Source organism: Peptoniphilus genitalis, from assembly GCF_023614525.1.
GTDB classification, from domain to species: domain Bacteria; phylum Bacillota; class Clostridia; order Tissierellales; family Peptoniphilaceae; genus Peptoniphilus_A; species Peptoniphilus_A genitalis.
This window is the reverse complement of sequence record NZ_CP097885.1, coordinates 657,692-672,103: the sequence shown is the minus strand read 5'-3', so window position 1 is coordinate 672,103 and position 14,412 is coordinate 657,692. Positions and strand designations below refer to the sequence as shown.

Here is a 14,412-nt window from a genome sequence, read left to right as displayed (position 1 = left end):
TAATATGACTACTTACGATTTAATAATTATTGGTGGAGGAGCAGCTGGTCTTAGCTCAGCAATATATGCAGGCAGGGCTCTTTTAAAAACTCTTGTCATTGAAAAATTTTCCTATGGTGGCAGGGTCAACGACACTCCCAAGATTATAAATTATCCTGGCTTTAAGGAAATTTCTGGCAGAGACCTTATTAATGAATTTAGGAAGCAGGCAGAGAGCTTTCCTACAAATGAATTTGCCTTTGGAACTGTTAAGGAAATTGAAAAAACGGAAGATGGTTTTGTCTTAAGGACTTTGAGAAGGAGAGAATATACTGCCAAGTCTGTGATTATTGCAACTGGAACCTATGCCAAGATGTTAAATGTGCCTGGTGAAACTGAATTTGCAGGGCGTGGAGTTTCCTATTGTTCCACTTGTGATGCAGATTATTTTAAGGACAAGGACATACATATTTTAGGTTCTGGTGACTTGGCTCTTGAAGAGGCTGACTATCTTTCCAACTTTGCCAACTCTATTAACATGATAATTATCCACGAAGAAGGTGAGTTTGATGGCAACAAGTTGGAAGTGGAAAAAATAATGAAGAATCCAAAAATTTCTTACACTTGGAATTCAAAACTTGAGGGCATAAATGGAAATGAAAGAGTCAACAGCCTTGACATTTTAGATTTATCTGACGAGACAAAGACTAGGGTAACTTCTGATGGGATTTTTATCTTTGCAGGCATGAGTCCCAACTCCAACTTCGTCAAAAATCTCGTGGAGGTTGATGACTTTGGATTTATAAAAACTGACGAAGCTATGAGAACTTCTGTAGAAGGAATTTTTGCAGCAGGAGACATTAGGAACAAGGCCCTTAGACAAATTGTAACTGCAGCCAATGACGGTGCAGTGGCAACAGTTTATGCAGAAAGGTACATTAGGAAGAGGGGTGTCTTATGAGAGTCTATCCAAGAGGGACAGTAGTTTACAAGAGAGATAAGGCCTACAATGGGATAAATTTAATTTCCACTGCCAAGGACGGGGCCCTTATAACAAAAATGGATGGGACAGAGCTTAAGAGGTATTCTGTCAACCCCATGCCGGCTAAGATGCTGCCAAATAAAAATATAATGAGTGTTTCTTCCTTTAGGTCATCAGACTTTGGTGTCAGTGATGGGATTGACCTATTGGAATTTGATAAGGACGGCAAAGTTGTCTTTGACTTTAACAAGTTTAAGTTCACAGAGGACAGGGGCTACAGACCTAAGTGGATGGCAAGGGCCCACTCTGACTTTCAAAGAGAAGGCAACTCTGTTGGCTATTATTATCCAGAACAAAAAATTGTGGAAGATGGGAAGACCCTCCTTCTTGTTCACGATGCCATTGTTGATACTAGGATTTCTGACAAGGCCCTGCTCGATGACGTTATCTTGGAAGTTGATGAAGATGGAAATATAATTTGGAAGTTTTCCTTTAGCGAACACTTTGACCAGTTGGGATTTTCTGAAGAAGCAAAAAACGTAATTTATAGAAATCCAAACTTGAGGATTACAGAGAGACCTTTGGGCAATTATCTTGACATAACTTCAATTTCGACAATTGGAGAAAACAAGTGGTACGACCAGGGAGACCCACGCTTTCATCCCGACAACATTTTATTTACAGCAAGGGCTGCAAATATTATTGGGATAATTGACAAGAAGAGGTCAAGAATTTGCTACAAGTTGGGACCAAACTTCTCTGATTTCACTAAGGTGGACCCAGTTGTTGGATCTGCCTTTGCAAGTATTGTACCAAAGGGTCTGCCAGGAGAAGGCAACCTCTTAATTTTTGACAACGGGGGAAGGTGTGGCTACGGTTCGCCAACTCTTACATCCCCTTCGGGATTGTTGCCTTTTGTGAGGAATTATTCCAGAATTCTTGAGATCAATCCAGTTACCCTTGCAGTGAATTGGTCTGTGGACCCAAGGGACTTTGGCTTTTCAATTCCAATGAATGGCTACAAGTTTTATTCTCCTTATGGGGGCAACCTTCAAAGACTTCCTAATGGAAACACCTTGATAACTCTTGCAACAGAGGGACTTGTAATTGAAGTTACCCCATCGAAAGAAATTGTCTGGCAGTGGACCTGCCCTTATAGGACAACAACTGAAAATCTCTTGAAGAACAATATGATTTACAGGGTTTATAGGTATCCTTACGACTACCTAGACATTGATGAAGAAGAAAATGAAATTCAAGAGATAGAGGACGCATCATATTTCAAACTTCCTGGGGCAGGAGACTTCAAGTCAGTTGAGATTACAAATGTAAATAGGAGTAGGCTATCAATTGACATTGACCCACTTTCTCAAGAGTCAGAGTCAGTAAGAGACCTTGTGGAAAATAAGAAAGTAATAAAGAGAAATGAATCTGTAGTTAAATACATTGCGGCAAATCATTTTGACGAGACAATTAGAGAGAACAAGATGGCGATACTAATTTATGGGGCAGAGAGATGTTCTCACTGCGAGCCACTTATGGAAGTTATGGAAGTCCTCTTGGAAGAAGAGTTCAAAGACGTATCTTGCTTCTATATGGACCTTGACAAGAACAAGTCCTTTGCAGAAGAACATGAAATTTTTCAACTTCCTAGAGTTTCCTTCTACAAGGATGGAGAAAAAGTTTACGAGTTCATGGGAGAAAAATCCTATGACGAAATTGCCGGCCTAATAGAAGAATATCTTTTAGAATTAAATTGAGAAATAAAAAAACTGGGATTACGTCCCAGTTTATTTTTATGCTTTACATATTAAATTATATTTAAAGTTTATTTAGTTTCTTCTGTGTGCCAAGATAAATTTTCGTAGCCCTTCTTCTTAACTTTAGAGTTTATTAAAAATCTATTTTTTGTCATCCTAAGCATATACTTGTCATCATCATAGGAGTCAGAGTAGGCAGAGGAGTTTTCGTAGTCAATTTCAATCCCCTCTTGCGCCAAGAGGTCTCTAATGTTTTTGACCTTTACGCCCTTCTTGTTGTTGCCTCTTGTGAGCTTGTAGTCAATTCCAAGATCAGTACCAATTATGTAGTCAAAGGGATAGAGGTCCTTTACATACTTTAGGTAGGGAGTTGCAGACGCTGAGCAAAGAATTTTTATTGTGTCCTCGTCGTGAGAATAAAATTCGTCTTCAAACTCCACAAAGAAAAATTTGGGGAAGAGGTAATCAGTTACAAATTCCTTTAGGTCCTCTTCGGTAAAATATTTTATAATAGAGACCATTTGGTTTTTCATGATGTTAAAGTCAGATGCCAGCTTAGACCTTATGTAGGCAGAAGCAAGACCTCCCATGGTCCTCGCAAATTTTATTTTTTTATTTTTAAATCCATACTTATAAAGCTCTACTATTGATTCGCAATCAACTACAGTTTTGTCAAAATCATAGAGCGCAAGCTTTCTTTTCAAAATCTCACCTCAATAGAATTATATCAAATAGACTTCATTATAAAAAGTTTTATGATATACTAAAGCCGTGATATTTATGGGAATTATTATACATGTAGACATAGATGCCTTCTACGCATCGGTAGAAGAGCTTGACGACAAATCTATAATAGGTAAACCAGTAGTCGTAGGTGGCAGGTCCAATCATGGAGTTGTAACTACGGCTAATTATGTTGCAAGAAAGTATGGGATCCACTCTGCCATGCCCATGTATATGGCAAAGAATCTCTGCGACCATTTGATAATAAAACCCATGAGAAGAGAGAGGTATCTGGAGAAATCCAGAGAAGTTTTCGAAGTCTTAAGGACCTACACAGATAAGATTGAAAAAGTCTCCATCGACGAGTCCTATCTTGACATAAGTGGACTAGGGTATGATGAAGACATTGTATATGATTTGCAGAAAAAAGTTTTTGAAAAGACTGGCTTAAATGTCAGCTGCGGCTTGAGTTACAATAAATTTTTGGCAAAACTTGCCAGCGATTGGAACAAGCCCAAGGGAGTAAAAATTATTAGGAAGTCAGACATACCAGATATTTTATTTCCCCTAGATATAAGAAAGGTCCACGGTATTGGAAATAAGACGGAGAATAGACTGAGAAACATAGGTATAAATACTGTTGAGGACTTATATTCCCTCTCCTATGATTTTTTAGTAACCATGTTCAAGAAGAGTGGGGAAGAAATCTATAAGAGGATCAGGGGGATTGACAATAGGGAGGTCACTCCCAACACTGTAAGAAAGAGTCTTGGGACAGAGTCCACCTTTGAGGTAACAAGTAAGAGGGAAGAATTGATTTCTTACCTTAGAGATTTTTCTAAAGAAGTTTCAGAAGACTTAATTGTAAAAGAAATTTCTGGCTACACCTTGACCCTAAAGATGAAGGACGAGAATTTCAAGGTCAAGACTAGGTCAAGGACTTATGAGAATGCTATCTATGAAGAAGAGGATATCTTTAACAAGTCCATGGAAATTTTTGAAGAAGCCTATGAGGGCGACAAGCTTAGACTCATTGGTATAACAGTGTCCAACTTGGTAGACTTAAACATAAGACAACTTTCTTTCTTTAATAGATAAAAAAATAAATCTTTTTTTGAAATTTTATGCTAAAATATTCAAGGAATAAAATAAAAGGAATTTAATTATGAGAAATTTTTGGGACTTAGACTACGGAGAGGTTGGCTTTAAATTTTATGGGACCTACCACTACGCTTGTCTAGCTATTATTTTTATATTTGCAATAATTTTATACAAACCCTGGAGAGCAAGTAGAAACTTTAGAATCTTTCTTGCCCTAACACCAATTAGCTTGGAAATGATTAGGCTTGTTGGAGTCTTAATAAGTGGTCATTACGATTCTTCTTACTTGCCCTTCCACCTCTGCCTAATTGGGGCCCAGTTCATGGCAGTAGATGCCTTTGTGGATAGGAAGTTTATAAAAGCTTGCCTCTATTATCTCTTTATGCCAGCAGCAATCCTAAGTCTCTTTACACCAGGCTGGGATCAAGTAAATAAATATTCTTATGTGGCAATTATTTCTTGGATCATTCATGGGATTAATGCCTTTTATCCAATCTATCTTGTGATTTCAAAGGAGTACCTGCCAAAGATAAGAGATATAATATATCCAATAATTTTTATTCTTGTGACTCTTCCAATAATAAAAGTTTTAAACAAAAAGCTTGATGCAAACTATTATTTTATAGAAGAGCCCTATGAGGGATCAGCCCTTGCAACTATAAAGGATGTCTTTCCCAACTACGTGGTGGGACTTTTTATAGTGACAGTCTTTGTAATGGTCCTCACATTTTTTATTTATAAGATAATTTCAAAATTAAAAAAAGATCAGTTACCTAAGTTAAAGTAATTTTAGCTTAGGTTTTTTACTAGAAACTACAGAGGAATAATTTTTAAAAATTAAAAATACCTTTGAAATATGCTGGTAACTTTTACTAAATGATGTGATAAAATATACTATATAAATTAGGAGGGAGTTACATGAAAAAATCAATTATCTTATTGGGACTTCTAATTCTCTTAAGTCCCTTGGCAGTAAGTGCAAGCAGTAAAAGATCAGAAGCTAAAGTAAAAGAAGTAGATTTGTCTTCAGATGAAAAGATGGCATTTGTTTCAGGCGAAAATGTCAGCTTCGATGGAAGGGACCTAGAAATAAATGCTTACCTAATAAATAGGTCCAACTATGTAAAAATTAGGGATGTAGCTGCCTTACTAAAGGACACTCCTGCCAAGTTTGACCTAGCTTATGATAATGAAAAGCAAAGTGTGATAATAAGCAAGGGAAAAAATTACAGTGATAGCTTTATTTATAAGGAAAGCAAGTTAAAAGAAGAAAGAATTGCCAAGGAGACAAGGCAAAAAATTGTAGATGATAAGGGACAAGAAATTGAACTTAAGGGTTATTTCATAGATGGCTACAACTATTTTCGCCTAAGAGACCTGGGTAAAGTTTTGGGCTTTGGAGTAGCCTACGACTTTAAGGATCAAAAAGTCCTTCTAAGTTCAGGTAATCCTAAATTAGCAGATGTTTTTGAAGAAGGTTACTTCACGCCACCTGTAAATAAAATAAAAACTAAAGGTGGAGAAGAAAATATTAGCTTTTTAATTTACGGTTTTGATGAATGTCCTTATTGTCAAAAACTAAAAGCCTACTTAGACGGCAAGGGAATTAAATATCTTTCAAGGGACATTAGAGATTGTGAGGGTAAGAAGGATGAAGTCTTCAAAGAATTTTATGGAGAATTTCCAGAATTTAATGACAGGGTTTATTATCCAACTCATATAATGACTCTAGAAAAAGATGGCAAAAAGATTAGCAAGTGTGTGGTAGGTTTTGAAAAAGAAAATTACGACGAAATATTTAGACAAATAGAAGATAACACTTACTTTGTAGAAAAATAAAATTTTATAAATTAAAAAATAAAGCCAAGAGCTTGGATTAAACTCCAGGCCCTTGACTTTTTAAAATAAAAAATTTTTAGAATAAAAAAAATAAGACGAGGTAAGAGAACCTCGTCTTATTTTAGTTTTCGCTACCTAGAATATTATAGGTTATGGCAACTAAGAGGCCCCCAATAATATTTCCAATAGTGACGGGTATTAAATTTTTTAATATTAGTCTAAAAGTAAATTCTGGATTTAAAAACTTAGTAAGAGCAAAGCAAGTCATATTTGCGACGCTATGCTCAAAACCAAGGCTTACAAAAGCCAAGATACACCAGAAGATTAAAATCAACTTTGATGAATCAGATATGGGTCTAGAGCAAATTAAAACTGCAAGACATACTAGAATGTTACACATTATTCCCTTAAATAAAAGTGCAGTGAAGTCAAAACTTGACTTTGTTGTTGCTAGTTTTAAGAGGGCTTCGTTATATTCAGGGGAAATTCCTGTCATTTTAAATAAGAAAGAAATTAAAATTGATCCCAAAAGATTTCCTATGTAGGAAAAAACTAAAATCTTTAAAAGTGTGGAAGTTTCAATTTTTTTGTTTAATCTTCCAATACTTGTCACAAGGACATTACCTGTGAAAAGTTCGCCACCAGCAAAGATTACAAAGGAAAGGGCGAGGGAAAAGACAAAGCCATTTATAAATTTAACAGCGGGAATTTCAAGTCCTGAAAAAACACTTGCAGATAGGGTCATGATTAACATTCCCATTCCAATAAAAAATCCTGCAAGAACTGAAGCGACCATGTACTTAAAAAGAGAATTTTCAAGTAAATTTTTCTTAGTGTTTGCAGAATTTGTAAGTCCACCAATTATATCCTTATACATATCACACCTCTTTTTTTACTTTAATAACTATTATATCAAAAAGAAGCAGTTTTTCAATTGATGAAAGTCCTTTTATATTAGTCTATTCTGTACTTTTTTGAATCTATTGCCACTATTATTACTTGAACAAGAGGCATCAATAGGTTGAAAAATAAAAATGGTAGATAGTGAACTGTGGAAACACCAAGGACTGTTGACATATAAGTTCCGCAAGTGTTCCAAGGAATCATGGCTGATGTAACAGTTCCACCTGACTCAAGAGTTGATGATAAGAGTCTGGGATCTATCTTCCTATCCATGTATTCATTTTTAAACATTCGTCCAGGTACAACTATGGAGATGTATTGCTCAGGCATAGTTGCGTTGGTAAAGAAGCAAGTTAAAATTGTAGAAATCACAAGTCCAACCACAGACTGAACCCTGTGGAGGAATTTTTTAACTATGGCTTCGAGTATTCCAGTTTCTTCTGCAATTCCACCAAACATCATGGCGATAATAGTTAGAGAAATGGAAGACATCATGTTGTTTAAGCCACCAGTGGTTAAAAGTTTATCCACTGCTTCGAGGCCAGTGTTTGAAACATAGCCATTGAGTCCTGCTGATAAAATGTCTCCAAAGTTTACGCCTTGATAGATTGGTCCCAAGATTGCAGCTATAATAATTCCAATACTTATGCCGGGAACTGCTGGTAGCTTCTTGGCAATGGAAATTATTACGACTAAGGGTGCCAATAAGAGGATAGGTGAAATTGTAAAAGAATCTTTTAGTCCCTTGGCTATGACGTCCACATTTGATAAGTCTGCGCTAGCTCCCTTGTACTTGAGAGATAAAAATCCAAAAATTAAAAGTGTCAAGCCATAGGCAATAAGAGTTGGCTTAAACATTGCCTTGATGTGGGTGAAGACATCTGTGCCTGCCATTGCTGGGGCAAGGTTTGTTGTATCAGAAAGAGGACTCATCTTGTCGCCGAAGTAGGCGCCGGACAAAACTGCACCAGCAGTTACAGGAGCAGGTATGCCAAGTCCACTTGCTATCCCCATAAGGGCAATCCCCATGGTGCCAGCTGTCCCCCAGCTTGTGCCTGTGGCAAGAGAAGTGATTGAAGTAATCAAAACTGTTGCAACAAGAAAAATTGAGGGTTTTAAAATCATAAGCCCATAGTAAATCATTGTGGGGACAACGCCAGACAAGATCCATATACCAATTAAAACACCAATTATGGCAAGGATTATTATGGACTGCATGGCTTGTGAAATTCCTTTGATCATTGAGTTTTCTATAAACTTCCAAGAGTAGCCAATCTTTAGGGCAACAAGGGAGGCGATTAAAACTCCAATGAGCATAGGGATGTGTGGGCTCTCTTCATACTTAATTATGCTTATAAACATAATTATTGTAAGAGAGACAAAGGTGAAGAGGGCTTCAGCAAAGTTTGCCTTCCTCACTTTTTTTTCATATTTATTTATATTTTTTTGGCTCATAAAACACCTCTTATAAAATTCAAAAATTTAACTCATTATATCATTATAAAGTCCTTATTTAAAGTTTTTATTGGGTCGCAAAGATGATATACTATAAGAGATTGGGGGAAATTATGGAATTAAAAGACACAATTCGTGCAATTGAAAATTATCCAAAAGAGGGAGTTATCTTTAGAGATATAACAACTCTTTTAAAGGACAAAGATGCGTTCAAAAAATCTGTTGATGAAATGGCAGCAAAAATAGATGAAGACGTTGATAAAATAATTGGGATTGAAGCAAGAGGTTTTATCTTTGGAGCAGCTTTAGCTTACAAGTTAAACAAGGGCTTTATACCTGTTAGAAAACCTGGCAAACTTCCTTGGGACAAGTTAAGCGAGTCCTATGACCTTGAGTACGGACAAGACTCCATTGAGATCCACAAGGATGCCCTTGAGGCAGGAGAAAAAGTTGTAATAGTAGACGACCTACTTGCAACTGGTGGAACATCAAAGGCTTGTTTAAAACTTGTTAGGAGTCTAGGAGGAGAAGTCTCTTCACTACTTTTCTTAGCAGAGCTTGAAGGACTTAAGGGAAGAGATGTATTAAAGGGCGAAAAAGTTCTTTCTGTAATAAAGTATTAATTTAAAATTTTAAAATTTCTTGTAAATATATTTCAATTGATTTAAACTGTATCAAGTACGCATATTATTTTTTTAAGAATAATATAATAATTAAATAAATAAACTTATGGGAGCAATATGCTGAGAGGAGTTAAGACTCGACCATTTTACTTGTTAGGATAATGCCTTGACAAGGAAAAGTATTATTACTCCTATAATTTTATAGGAGGTTTTTTTATTTATGAAGTATGCTACTCAAATGGAAGCAGCAAAAAATGGATTTGTTACAGAAGAAATGAAAATTGTAGCAAAGAAGGAAAATGTCTCTTGTGAATACTTGCTAGAGAAGATGGCATGTGGTGAAATTGTAATTCCAAAAAACAAAAACCACAAATCAATTTCTCCTGAGGGTATTGGGACTGGGCTTAGGACTAAGATCAATGTTAACCTTGGAATTTCTAAGGACTTAAATGACATTGACATGGAAATGAAAAAGGTAGACATGGCACTATCTATGGGTGCAGAAGCCATAATGGATCTTTCAAACTATGGCAAGACTCAGGAGTTTAGAAAAAAGCTAATTGAAAAATCCACAGCCATGATAGGAACTGTTCCCATGTATGATGCAGTTGGATTCTTAGACAAGGGTCTTTCCTTTATTAAGGCAGAAGAATTTTTAGACGTAGTTAGAAATCATGCTGAAAATGGAGTTGACTTTGTTACAATTCACGCAGGGATAAATAGGGCCAATGCAGAAATCTTCATGAGAAATAGACGTGTTAATGAAATTGTATCTCGTGGTGGTTCTCTTCTCTTTGGTTGGATGAAGATGAATGATCAAGAGAATCCCTTTTATGAATACTATGATGAACTCTTGGATATCTGCCGTGAATATGACGTAACCCTTTCTCTAGGAGATTCATTAAGACCAGGTGGGATTCACGATGCAACTGACCCATCTCAAATAGCAGAACTTATTACACTTGGAGAACTTACAAAAAGAGCCTGGGAAAAAGATGTACAGGTAATAATTGAAGGGCCGGGTCACGTGCCAATTGGTGACATTGAGATGAATATAAAACTTCAAAAGAAGCTTTGTCACAAGGCTCCTTTCTATGTATTGGGACCTCTTGTTACAGATGTTGCACCAGGTTATGACCATATAACATCTGCAATTGGTGGTGCAATTGCAGCAGCTTATGGCGCAGATTTCCTTTGTTATGTAACACCTGCTGAACATTTAAGACTACCAGATGTCAATGATGTTCGTGAAGGTATTGTGGCTTGTAAGATTGCAGCTCATGCAGGGGACATTAATAAGTTAAAGGATGCAAGAGCTTGGGATCTTGAAATGAGTAAGAGACGACAAAAAATTGATTGGGAAGGCATGTTTGAGATTGCCCTTGATAAGGAAAAGCCAAGAGAGTACAGAAATTCATCAATGCCTGAAGAAGAAAATACATGTACAATGTGCGGATCAATGTGTTCTGCAAAGAATATGAACCTAATACTTGAAGGTAAAGATATAAAAATAGAATGCTAATGCAGGACTATTTATTCATAAGAGTTTCTTGCTAAATAAAAAATAATTTAATAAAAACAAATTAATGAAAGATAATTTAATTAGAAAATAAAAAATAAAAATAGAAATAGGGAGCTTGTTGACAGGCTGAGAGGAAATTGTTAATTTCGACCGTTACCTGATTTGGATAATGCCAACGTAGGGATATAAGGACTTTTGCTGCTCTGTCAACATTTCTCGGGAGGTTAATATGAAATCTAATACTAAGAAGTTGACTATGGCAGCTTTTTTTGTTGCCATTGCTGTTGTTTTTTCCTTTGTAAATATACCTGTGGGTCTTGCCAAATGCTATCCAATTCAACACATGGTTAATGTTTTATCAGCTGTCCTATTGGGACCACTTTACTCAGTGCTTGTTGCCTTTTGTACATCACTTATTAGGAATATGTCTGGAACAGGATCCTTAATGGCCTTTCCTGGTTCAATGATTGGGGCATTTTTTGCAGGAATTTTATTTTACAAGACAAAAAAACTTTCTCTTGCCTTTTTAGGGGAAGTAATTGGCACAGGTCTTATTGGTGCACTCTTAGCTTATCCTATTGCTAAGTTTGTGCTAGGAAAAGAAATGGCATTATTTGGAATGGTTATTCCTTTTTCTGTAAGTACCCTTGGCGGCTCAATAATTGCCATAATAATTATTTTAAGCATTAAAAACACAGAGCTTAACAAATATTTTAATTTATAAGGAAGTAGAAATGGAAATTAAAAAAATCCTCACTATAGCGGGATCTGACTCAAGTGGTGGTGCAGGCATACAGGCAGACTTAAAGACTATAAGTGCCTACAAGTATTATGGGATGAGTGCAATTACTGCAATAACAGCTCAAAACACTTTGGGGGTTCAAGATTCACTGCCTATTGATGAGGGAATGCTCAAGGCACAACTTGAATCTATTTGTGATGACATCCTTCCTGATGCTGTAAAAATTGGAATGATTGCAAGCCCGGGTCAGGTAGAAGTTATAGGGGAAGTAATTGATAGATATTTGAAGGATATTCCCATTGTCTTAGACCCAGTTATTACATCTACAAGTGGATTTACCCTTGTACCTGATGATACGGTTGAGAAGATGAGGGAAGTTCTTTTTGATAAAGTTAGCTTAATTACTCCAAATCTTATTGAAGCTGGGATTATTTTTGGGAAAGAAATTGAAAATCACGATGGTATGAAGGAAGCAGGCAAATTTTTATTTGAAAAATATGGGACAGCCTTCTTAATTAAGGGTGGACATCTTGAGGAGTCAAAAAATGACCTTCTCTGTGATGAGAATGGCATCTTTCTTATTGAAGGAAAAAATATTGAAAATAAAAATACACATGGAACTGGCTGCACTCTTTCCAGTGCAATAGCATGTGAGCTTAGCAAGGGAAAAAATCTCTTTGATGCAGTTAGGTCTGCAAAAAAATATTTAAGTGGAGCAATAGCCTTTGGCTTTGATATAGGAAAGGGCAGAGGTCCTCTCTATCATATGTACAACTTGAGTGATAAAGATGAAAATTAAATGCAATCTAAAAAAACTAAGGGACAAGGCTCCCTTGGTACATATTATTTCCAATGGGGTTACTAGGGGAAGGGTAGCTGACTTTGCCCTCTCTATAGGTGCAAGTCCAATGATGGCAGAATACTCAAAAGAAGTATCTGAAATTACAAAAAAATCTTCAGCTCTTGTTTTGAATATGGGAATGTTAAATGAAGATAAAATTGAGGCAATTAAACTTGCAGCAAAAACAGCAAAAGAAAATAATATCCCCACTGTCCTTGATCCCGTTGGAGTTGGATCTAGCAAGATAAGAAGAGATTTGGCAAAATATCTTCTAGATAATTTTAAATTTAACGTCATTAGGGGAAATTTTAATGAAATAAATTATTTATCTGGGGGCAAAGCCTCTGCTGGTATAGACTCAAGAGATAAAAATTTATCTGAAGAGGACTTTATAGAACTTGCACTAAAGGTGAATGAAAAAACTGGGGCAACACTTGTCGTAAGTGGCAAGTATGAAGTAATAGCTAACTCTCACATGCTTATATCTATACCAGGTGGTCACGATAGCTTGAGAAAAATAAGTGGGCTTGGGGATATGGAATCAGCAATGATAGGTTCACTTTTGGCTGCGCCCATGTCAAACCTAAAGGCTTGTGCTATTTCGGCAATATTTTTTAGGCAGCTTGCAAGAGAAGTCATAGTTGATGGAAGTATAAATTCTCAAGATATAATAAGTAAAATTCAAAGGCTTGAGGAAATAAGTGGAGATATTGAAGTTTTATCGCCAACTTATAAATTTGCGAGACCAAGCTTATATGGAATTTCTGATGGCAATGATTTGTTAAAAATAAAAAGTGCAACAAGAGCTGGTATGAAAATTTATCAGCTAAGGGATAAGGCATCAGACGAAGCCTTGCTTGGAGAAAAAATATTAAAGATAAAAAAAGAAATTCAAGAAACTTGTCTCTTCATCCTTAACGATAATTTAAAACTTGCCAAAGAATATGAAACGTCTCTTCACCTAGGACAAGATGATGAAGAAATTTATCTTGCAAGAAAAATTTTGGGCAGGGACCCAATAATTGGTGCTACAGCAAAAACCACTGAGCTTGCAATAGAGGCAGAAAATATGGGAGCATCTTATATTGGTTCTGGAGCTTTTTTTGAAACAGAAACCAAGAAAGATGCATCAATGATTAACTTGGAAATATACAAGGATATAAGAGATAGTATTTTAATACCAGCCTTCCCCATAGGTGGTATAAACAAGGACAACCTAGACTTATTTAAGGGAGTGGACATCCCTGGCCTTTGTATGTCTAGTGGAATTTTTTCTCTTGATGAGAATGAAGTAGAGAAAAATGTAAGGGAAATAATAAGTAAGTTGAATAGTTAAATGCATATATTAAAAAACATCTGTGAGATAAATTCTTACAGATGTTTTTCTTTGCAAAATTTTTATTTTAATTATTTCTTTCCGCTGTGTCCTTAATATTATTTACGCAAAGGGTGAGGGCAAGTAGGGCTTCAGTGTATTTTTCGTCATAAACACTTAGCTTGTAGGCATCAGCCAAGGAAATGAAGGTTTCTTCGATTTCTCCAATTACTTTCTCTCCTTTATAGATTTCAAAATTAAAAAAGGGAAATTGACCTTCCAAGCTCAGGGACTCGCCATCATAGTCTACCTGAATCCTCCTAACCAGAAAGCTAATTTTCGATTCAACTCTCATAAACTTGCCGTCAGAAAAATTAACATTAAACTTTTGGAGGAGGGAGAAGACTTCCTTTTCAATTTTTAAAATCTCATTTCCATCTATATCAGAAATTTTCACATCATAGCCAATGAGTGTAAAATCTTGGTCTACATAATAAACTTCTCTTACATCATCATCGAGGATGGGGTAGTGGTCTGTGATCTTAAAAAGATTTTCTTTAAAATAATAATTTTTCATGACTCCTCCTTTAGCAAAAGTTATATCTTAAGTTGATTTTATAAGTTTAT

General features: G+C 36.0%; 14 protein-coding genes and 1 riboswitch. Of the genes, 10 read left to right on the top strand and 4 right to left on the bottom strand.

Annotated features, from left to right (window positions below; genetic code table 11):
• Positions 1–4: 4 nt before the first annotated feature.
• Together M9426_RS03280 and M9426_RS03275 are read left to right on the top strand one after the other, a co-directional pair.
• Positions 5–940, top strand: a complete 936-nt coding sequence (locus M9426_RS03280) for an NAD(P)/FAD-dependent oxidoreductase (protein ID WP_250342434.1) — start codon at positions 5–7, stop codon at positions 938–940.
• Complete coding sequence (locus M9426_RS03275; protein WP_250342433.1) at positions 937–2,721, top strand: thioredoxin domain-containing protein; 1,785 nt, start codon at positions 937–939, stop codon at positions 2,719–2,721. The genes M9426_RS03280 and M9426_RS03275 overlap by 4 nt, the downstream gene beginning before the upstream one ends.
• Before the next feature lie 68 nt (positions 2,722–2,789).
• Here the strand turns inward: M9426_RS03275 and M9426_RS03270 are convergent, their stop codons facing one another.
• Positions 2,790–3,425 (bottom strand): HAD family hydrolase, encoded by a 636-nt coding sequence (locus tag M9426_RS03270; protein ID WP_250342432.1) that lies wholly within the window; start codon positions 3,423–3,425, stop codon positions 2,790–2,792.
• A 76-nt stretch (positions 3,426–3,501) separates the two neighbouring features.
• Here M9426_RS03270 and M9426_RS03265 point away from each other — a divergent pair, with 76 nt between their 5' ends.
• The 3 genes from M9426_RS03265 (at position 3,502) to M9426_RS03255 (ending at position 6,384) form a co-directional block, all read left to right on the top strand.
• Positions 3,502–4,542, top strand: coding sequence for a DNA polymerase IV (locus M9426_RS03265; protein ID WP_250342431.1), 1,041 nt, complete (start codon positions 3,502–3,504; stop codon positions 4,540–4,542).
• Between the two features lie 67 nt (positions 4,543–4,609).
• Positions 4,610–5,332 (top strand): YwaF family protein, encoded by a 723-nt coding sequence (locus M9426_RS03260; RefSeq protein WP_250342430.1) that lies wholly within the window; start codon positions 4,610–4,612, stop codon positions 5,330–5,332.
• A 131-nt stretch (positions 5,333–5,463) separates the two neighbouring features.
• Entirely contained in the window at positions 5,464–6,384 is a 921-nt protein-coding gene (locus M9426_RS03255; protein ID WP_250342429.1) for a glutaredoxin domain-containing protein, read from the top strand.
• A gap of 121 nt (positions 6,385–6,505) precedes the next feature.
• Here the strand turns inward: M9426_RS03255 and M9426_RS03250 are convergent, their stop codons facing one another.
• Both M9426_RS03250 and nhaC read right to left on the bottom strand, forming a co-directional pair.
• Entirely contained in the window at positions 6,506–7,261 is a 756-nt protein-coding gene (locus M9426_RS03250) for a formate/nitrite transporter family protein (RefSeq protein WP_195444946.1), read from the bottom strand.
• Between the two features lie 77 nt (positions 7,262–7,338).
• Positions 7,339–8,742: a Na+/H+ antiporter NhaC gene (gene nhaC / locus M9426_RS03245; RefSeq protein ID WP_250342428.1), complete on the bottom strand. Its 1,404-nt coding sequence runs from the start codon at positions 8,740–8,742 to the stop codon at positions 7,339–7,341.
• Positions 8,743–8,855: 113 nt separating this feature from the next.
• Here nhaC and M9426_RS03240 point away from each other — a divergent pair, with 113 nt between their 5' ends.
• The 5 genes from M9426_RS03240 (at position 8,856) to thiM (ending at position 13,806) form a co-directional block, all read left to right on the top strand.
• Positions 8,856–9,365 carry an adenine phosphoribosyltransferase gene (locus tag M9426_RS03240; protein ID WP_250342427.1) on the top strand — a complete coding sequence of 170 codons (510 nt, stop codon included), beginning with the start codon at positions 8,856–8,858 and terminating at the stop codon, positions 9,363–9,365.
• 220 nt (positions 9,366–9,585) lie between these two features.
• Entirely contained in the window at positions 9,586–10,887 is a 1,302-nt protein-coding gene (gene thiC, locus M9426_RS03235) for a phosphomethylpyrimidine synthase ThiC (protein WP_250342426.1), read from the top strand.
• 97 nt (positions 10,888–10,984) lie between these two features.
• A riboswitch (TPP riboswitch) is annotated at positions 10,985–11,088 on the top strand.
• Positions 11,089–11,116: 28 nt separating this feature from the next.
• Positions 11,117–11,611 carry an energy coupling factor transporter S component ThiW gene (thiW, locus tag M9426_RS03230; protein ID WP_005956912.1) on the top strand — a complete coding sequence of 165 codons (495 nt, stop codon included), beginning with the start codon at positions 11,117–11,119 and terminating at the stop codon, positions 11,609–11,611.
• Between the two features lie 10 nt (positions 11,612–11,621).
• Positions 11,622–12,428, top strand: coding sequence for a bifunctional hydroxymethylpyrimidine kinase/phosphomethylpyrimidine kinase (thiD, locus tag M9426_RS03225; RefSeq protein ID WP_250342425.1), 807 nt, complete (start codon positions 11,622–11,624; stop codon positions 12,426–12,428).
• The gene (gene thiM, locus M9426_RS03220; protein ID WP_250342424.1) at positions 12,418–13,806 is read left to right on the top strand and encodes a hydroxyethylthiazole kinase; all 1,389 of its coding nucleotides are present in this window, start codon (positions 12,418–12,420) and stop codon (positions 13,804–13,806) included. The genes thiD and thiM overlap by 11 nt, the downstream gene beginning before the upstream one ends.
• A gap of 67 nt (positions 13,807–13,873) precedes the next feature.
• Here thiM and M9426_RS03215 read toward each other — a convergent pair whose 3' ends face one another.
• On the bottom strand, positions 13,874–14,362 hold the full coding sequence (locus M9426_RS03215) for an LURP-one-related/scramblase family protein (RefSeq protein WP_060800772.1): 489 nt from the start codon (positions 14,360–14,362) through the stop codon (positions 13,874–13,876).
• Positions 14,363–14,412 lie beyond the last annotated feature (50 nt).

What these genes read in the sequence shown, in the direction of transcription:
- thiD (WP_250342425.1), top strand. Translation starts at nt 11,622, where the DNA reads ATGGAAATTAAAAAAATCCTCACTATAGCGGGATCTGACTCAAGTGGT.
- thiM (WP_250342424.1), top strand. Translation starts at nt 12,418, where the DNA reads ATGAAAATTAAATGCAATCTAAAAAAACTAAGGGACAAGGCTCCCTTG.
- M9426_RS03260 (WP_250342430.1), top strand. Translation starts at nt 4,610, where the DNA reads ATGAGAAATTTTTGGGACTTAGACTACGGAGAGGTTGGCTTTAAATTT.
- M9426_RS03255 (WP_250342429.1), top strand. Translation starts at nt 5,464, where the DNA reads ATGAAAAAATCAATTATCTTATTGGGACTTCTAATTCTCTTAAGTCCC.
- M9426_RS03280 (WP_250342434.1), top strand. Translation starts at nt 5, where the DNA reads ATGACTACTTACGATTTAATAATTATTGGTGGAGGAGCAGCTGGTCTT.
- M9426_RS03250 (WP_195444946.1), bottom strand. Translation starts at nt 7,261, where the DNA reads ATGTATAAGGATATAATTGGTGGACTTACAAATTCTGCAAACACTAAG.
- M9426_RS03240 (WP_250342427.1), top strand. Translation starts at nt 8,856, where the DNA reads ATGGAATTAAAAGACACAATTCGTGCAATTGAAAATTATCCAAAAGAG.
- nhaC (WP_250342428.1), bottom strand. Translation starts at nt 8,742, where the DNA reads ATGAGCCAAAAAAATATAAATAAATATGAAAAAAAAGTGAGGAAGGCA.
- M9426_RS03275 (WP_250342433.1), top strand. Translation starts at nt 937, where the DNA reads ATGAGAGTCTATCCAAGAGGGACAGTAGTTTACAAGAGAGATAAGGCC.
- thiW (WP_005956912.1), top strand. Translation starts at nt 11,117, where the DNA reads ATGAAATCTAATACTAAGAAGTTGACTATGGCAGCTTTTTTTGTTGCC.
- thiC (WP_250342426.1), top strand. Translation starts at nt 9,586, where the DNA reads ATGAAGTATGCTACTCAAATGGAAGCAGCAAAAAATGGATTTGTTACA.
- M9426_RS03265 (WP_250342431.1), top strand. Translation starts at nt 3,502, where the DNA reads ATGGGAATTATTATACATGTAGACATAGATGCCTTCTACGCATCGGTA.
- M9426_RS03215 (WP_060800772.1), bottom strand. Translation starts at nt 14,362, where the DNA reads ATGAAAAATTATTATTTTAAAGAAAATCTTTTTAAGATCACAGACCAC.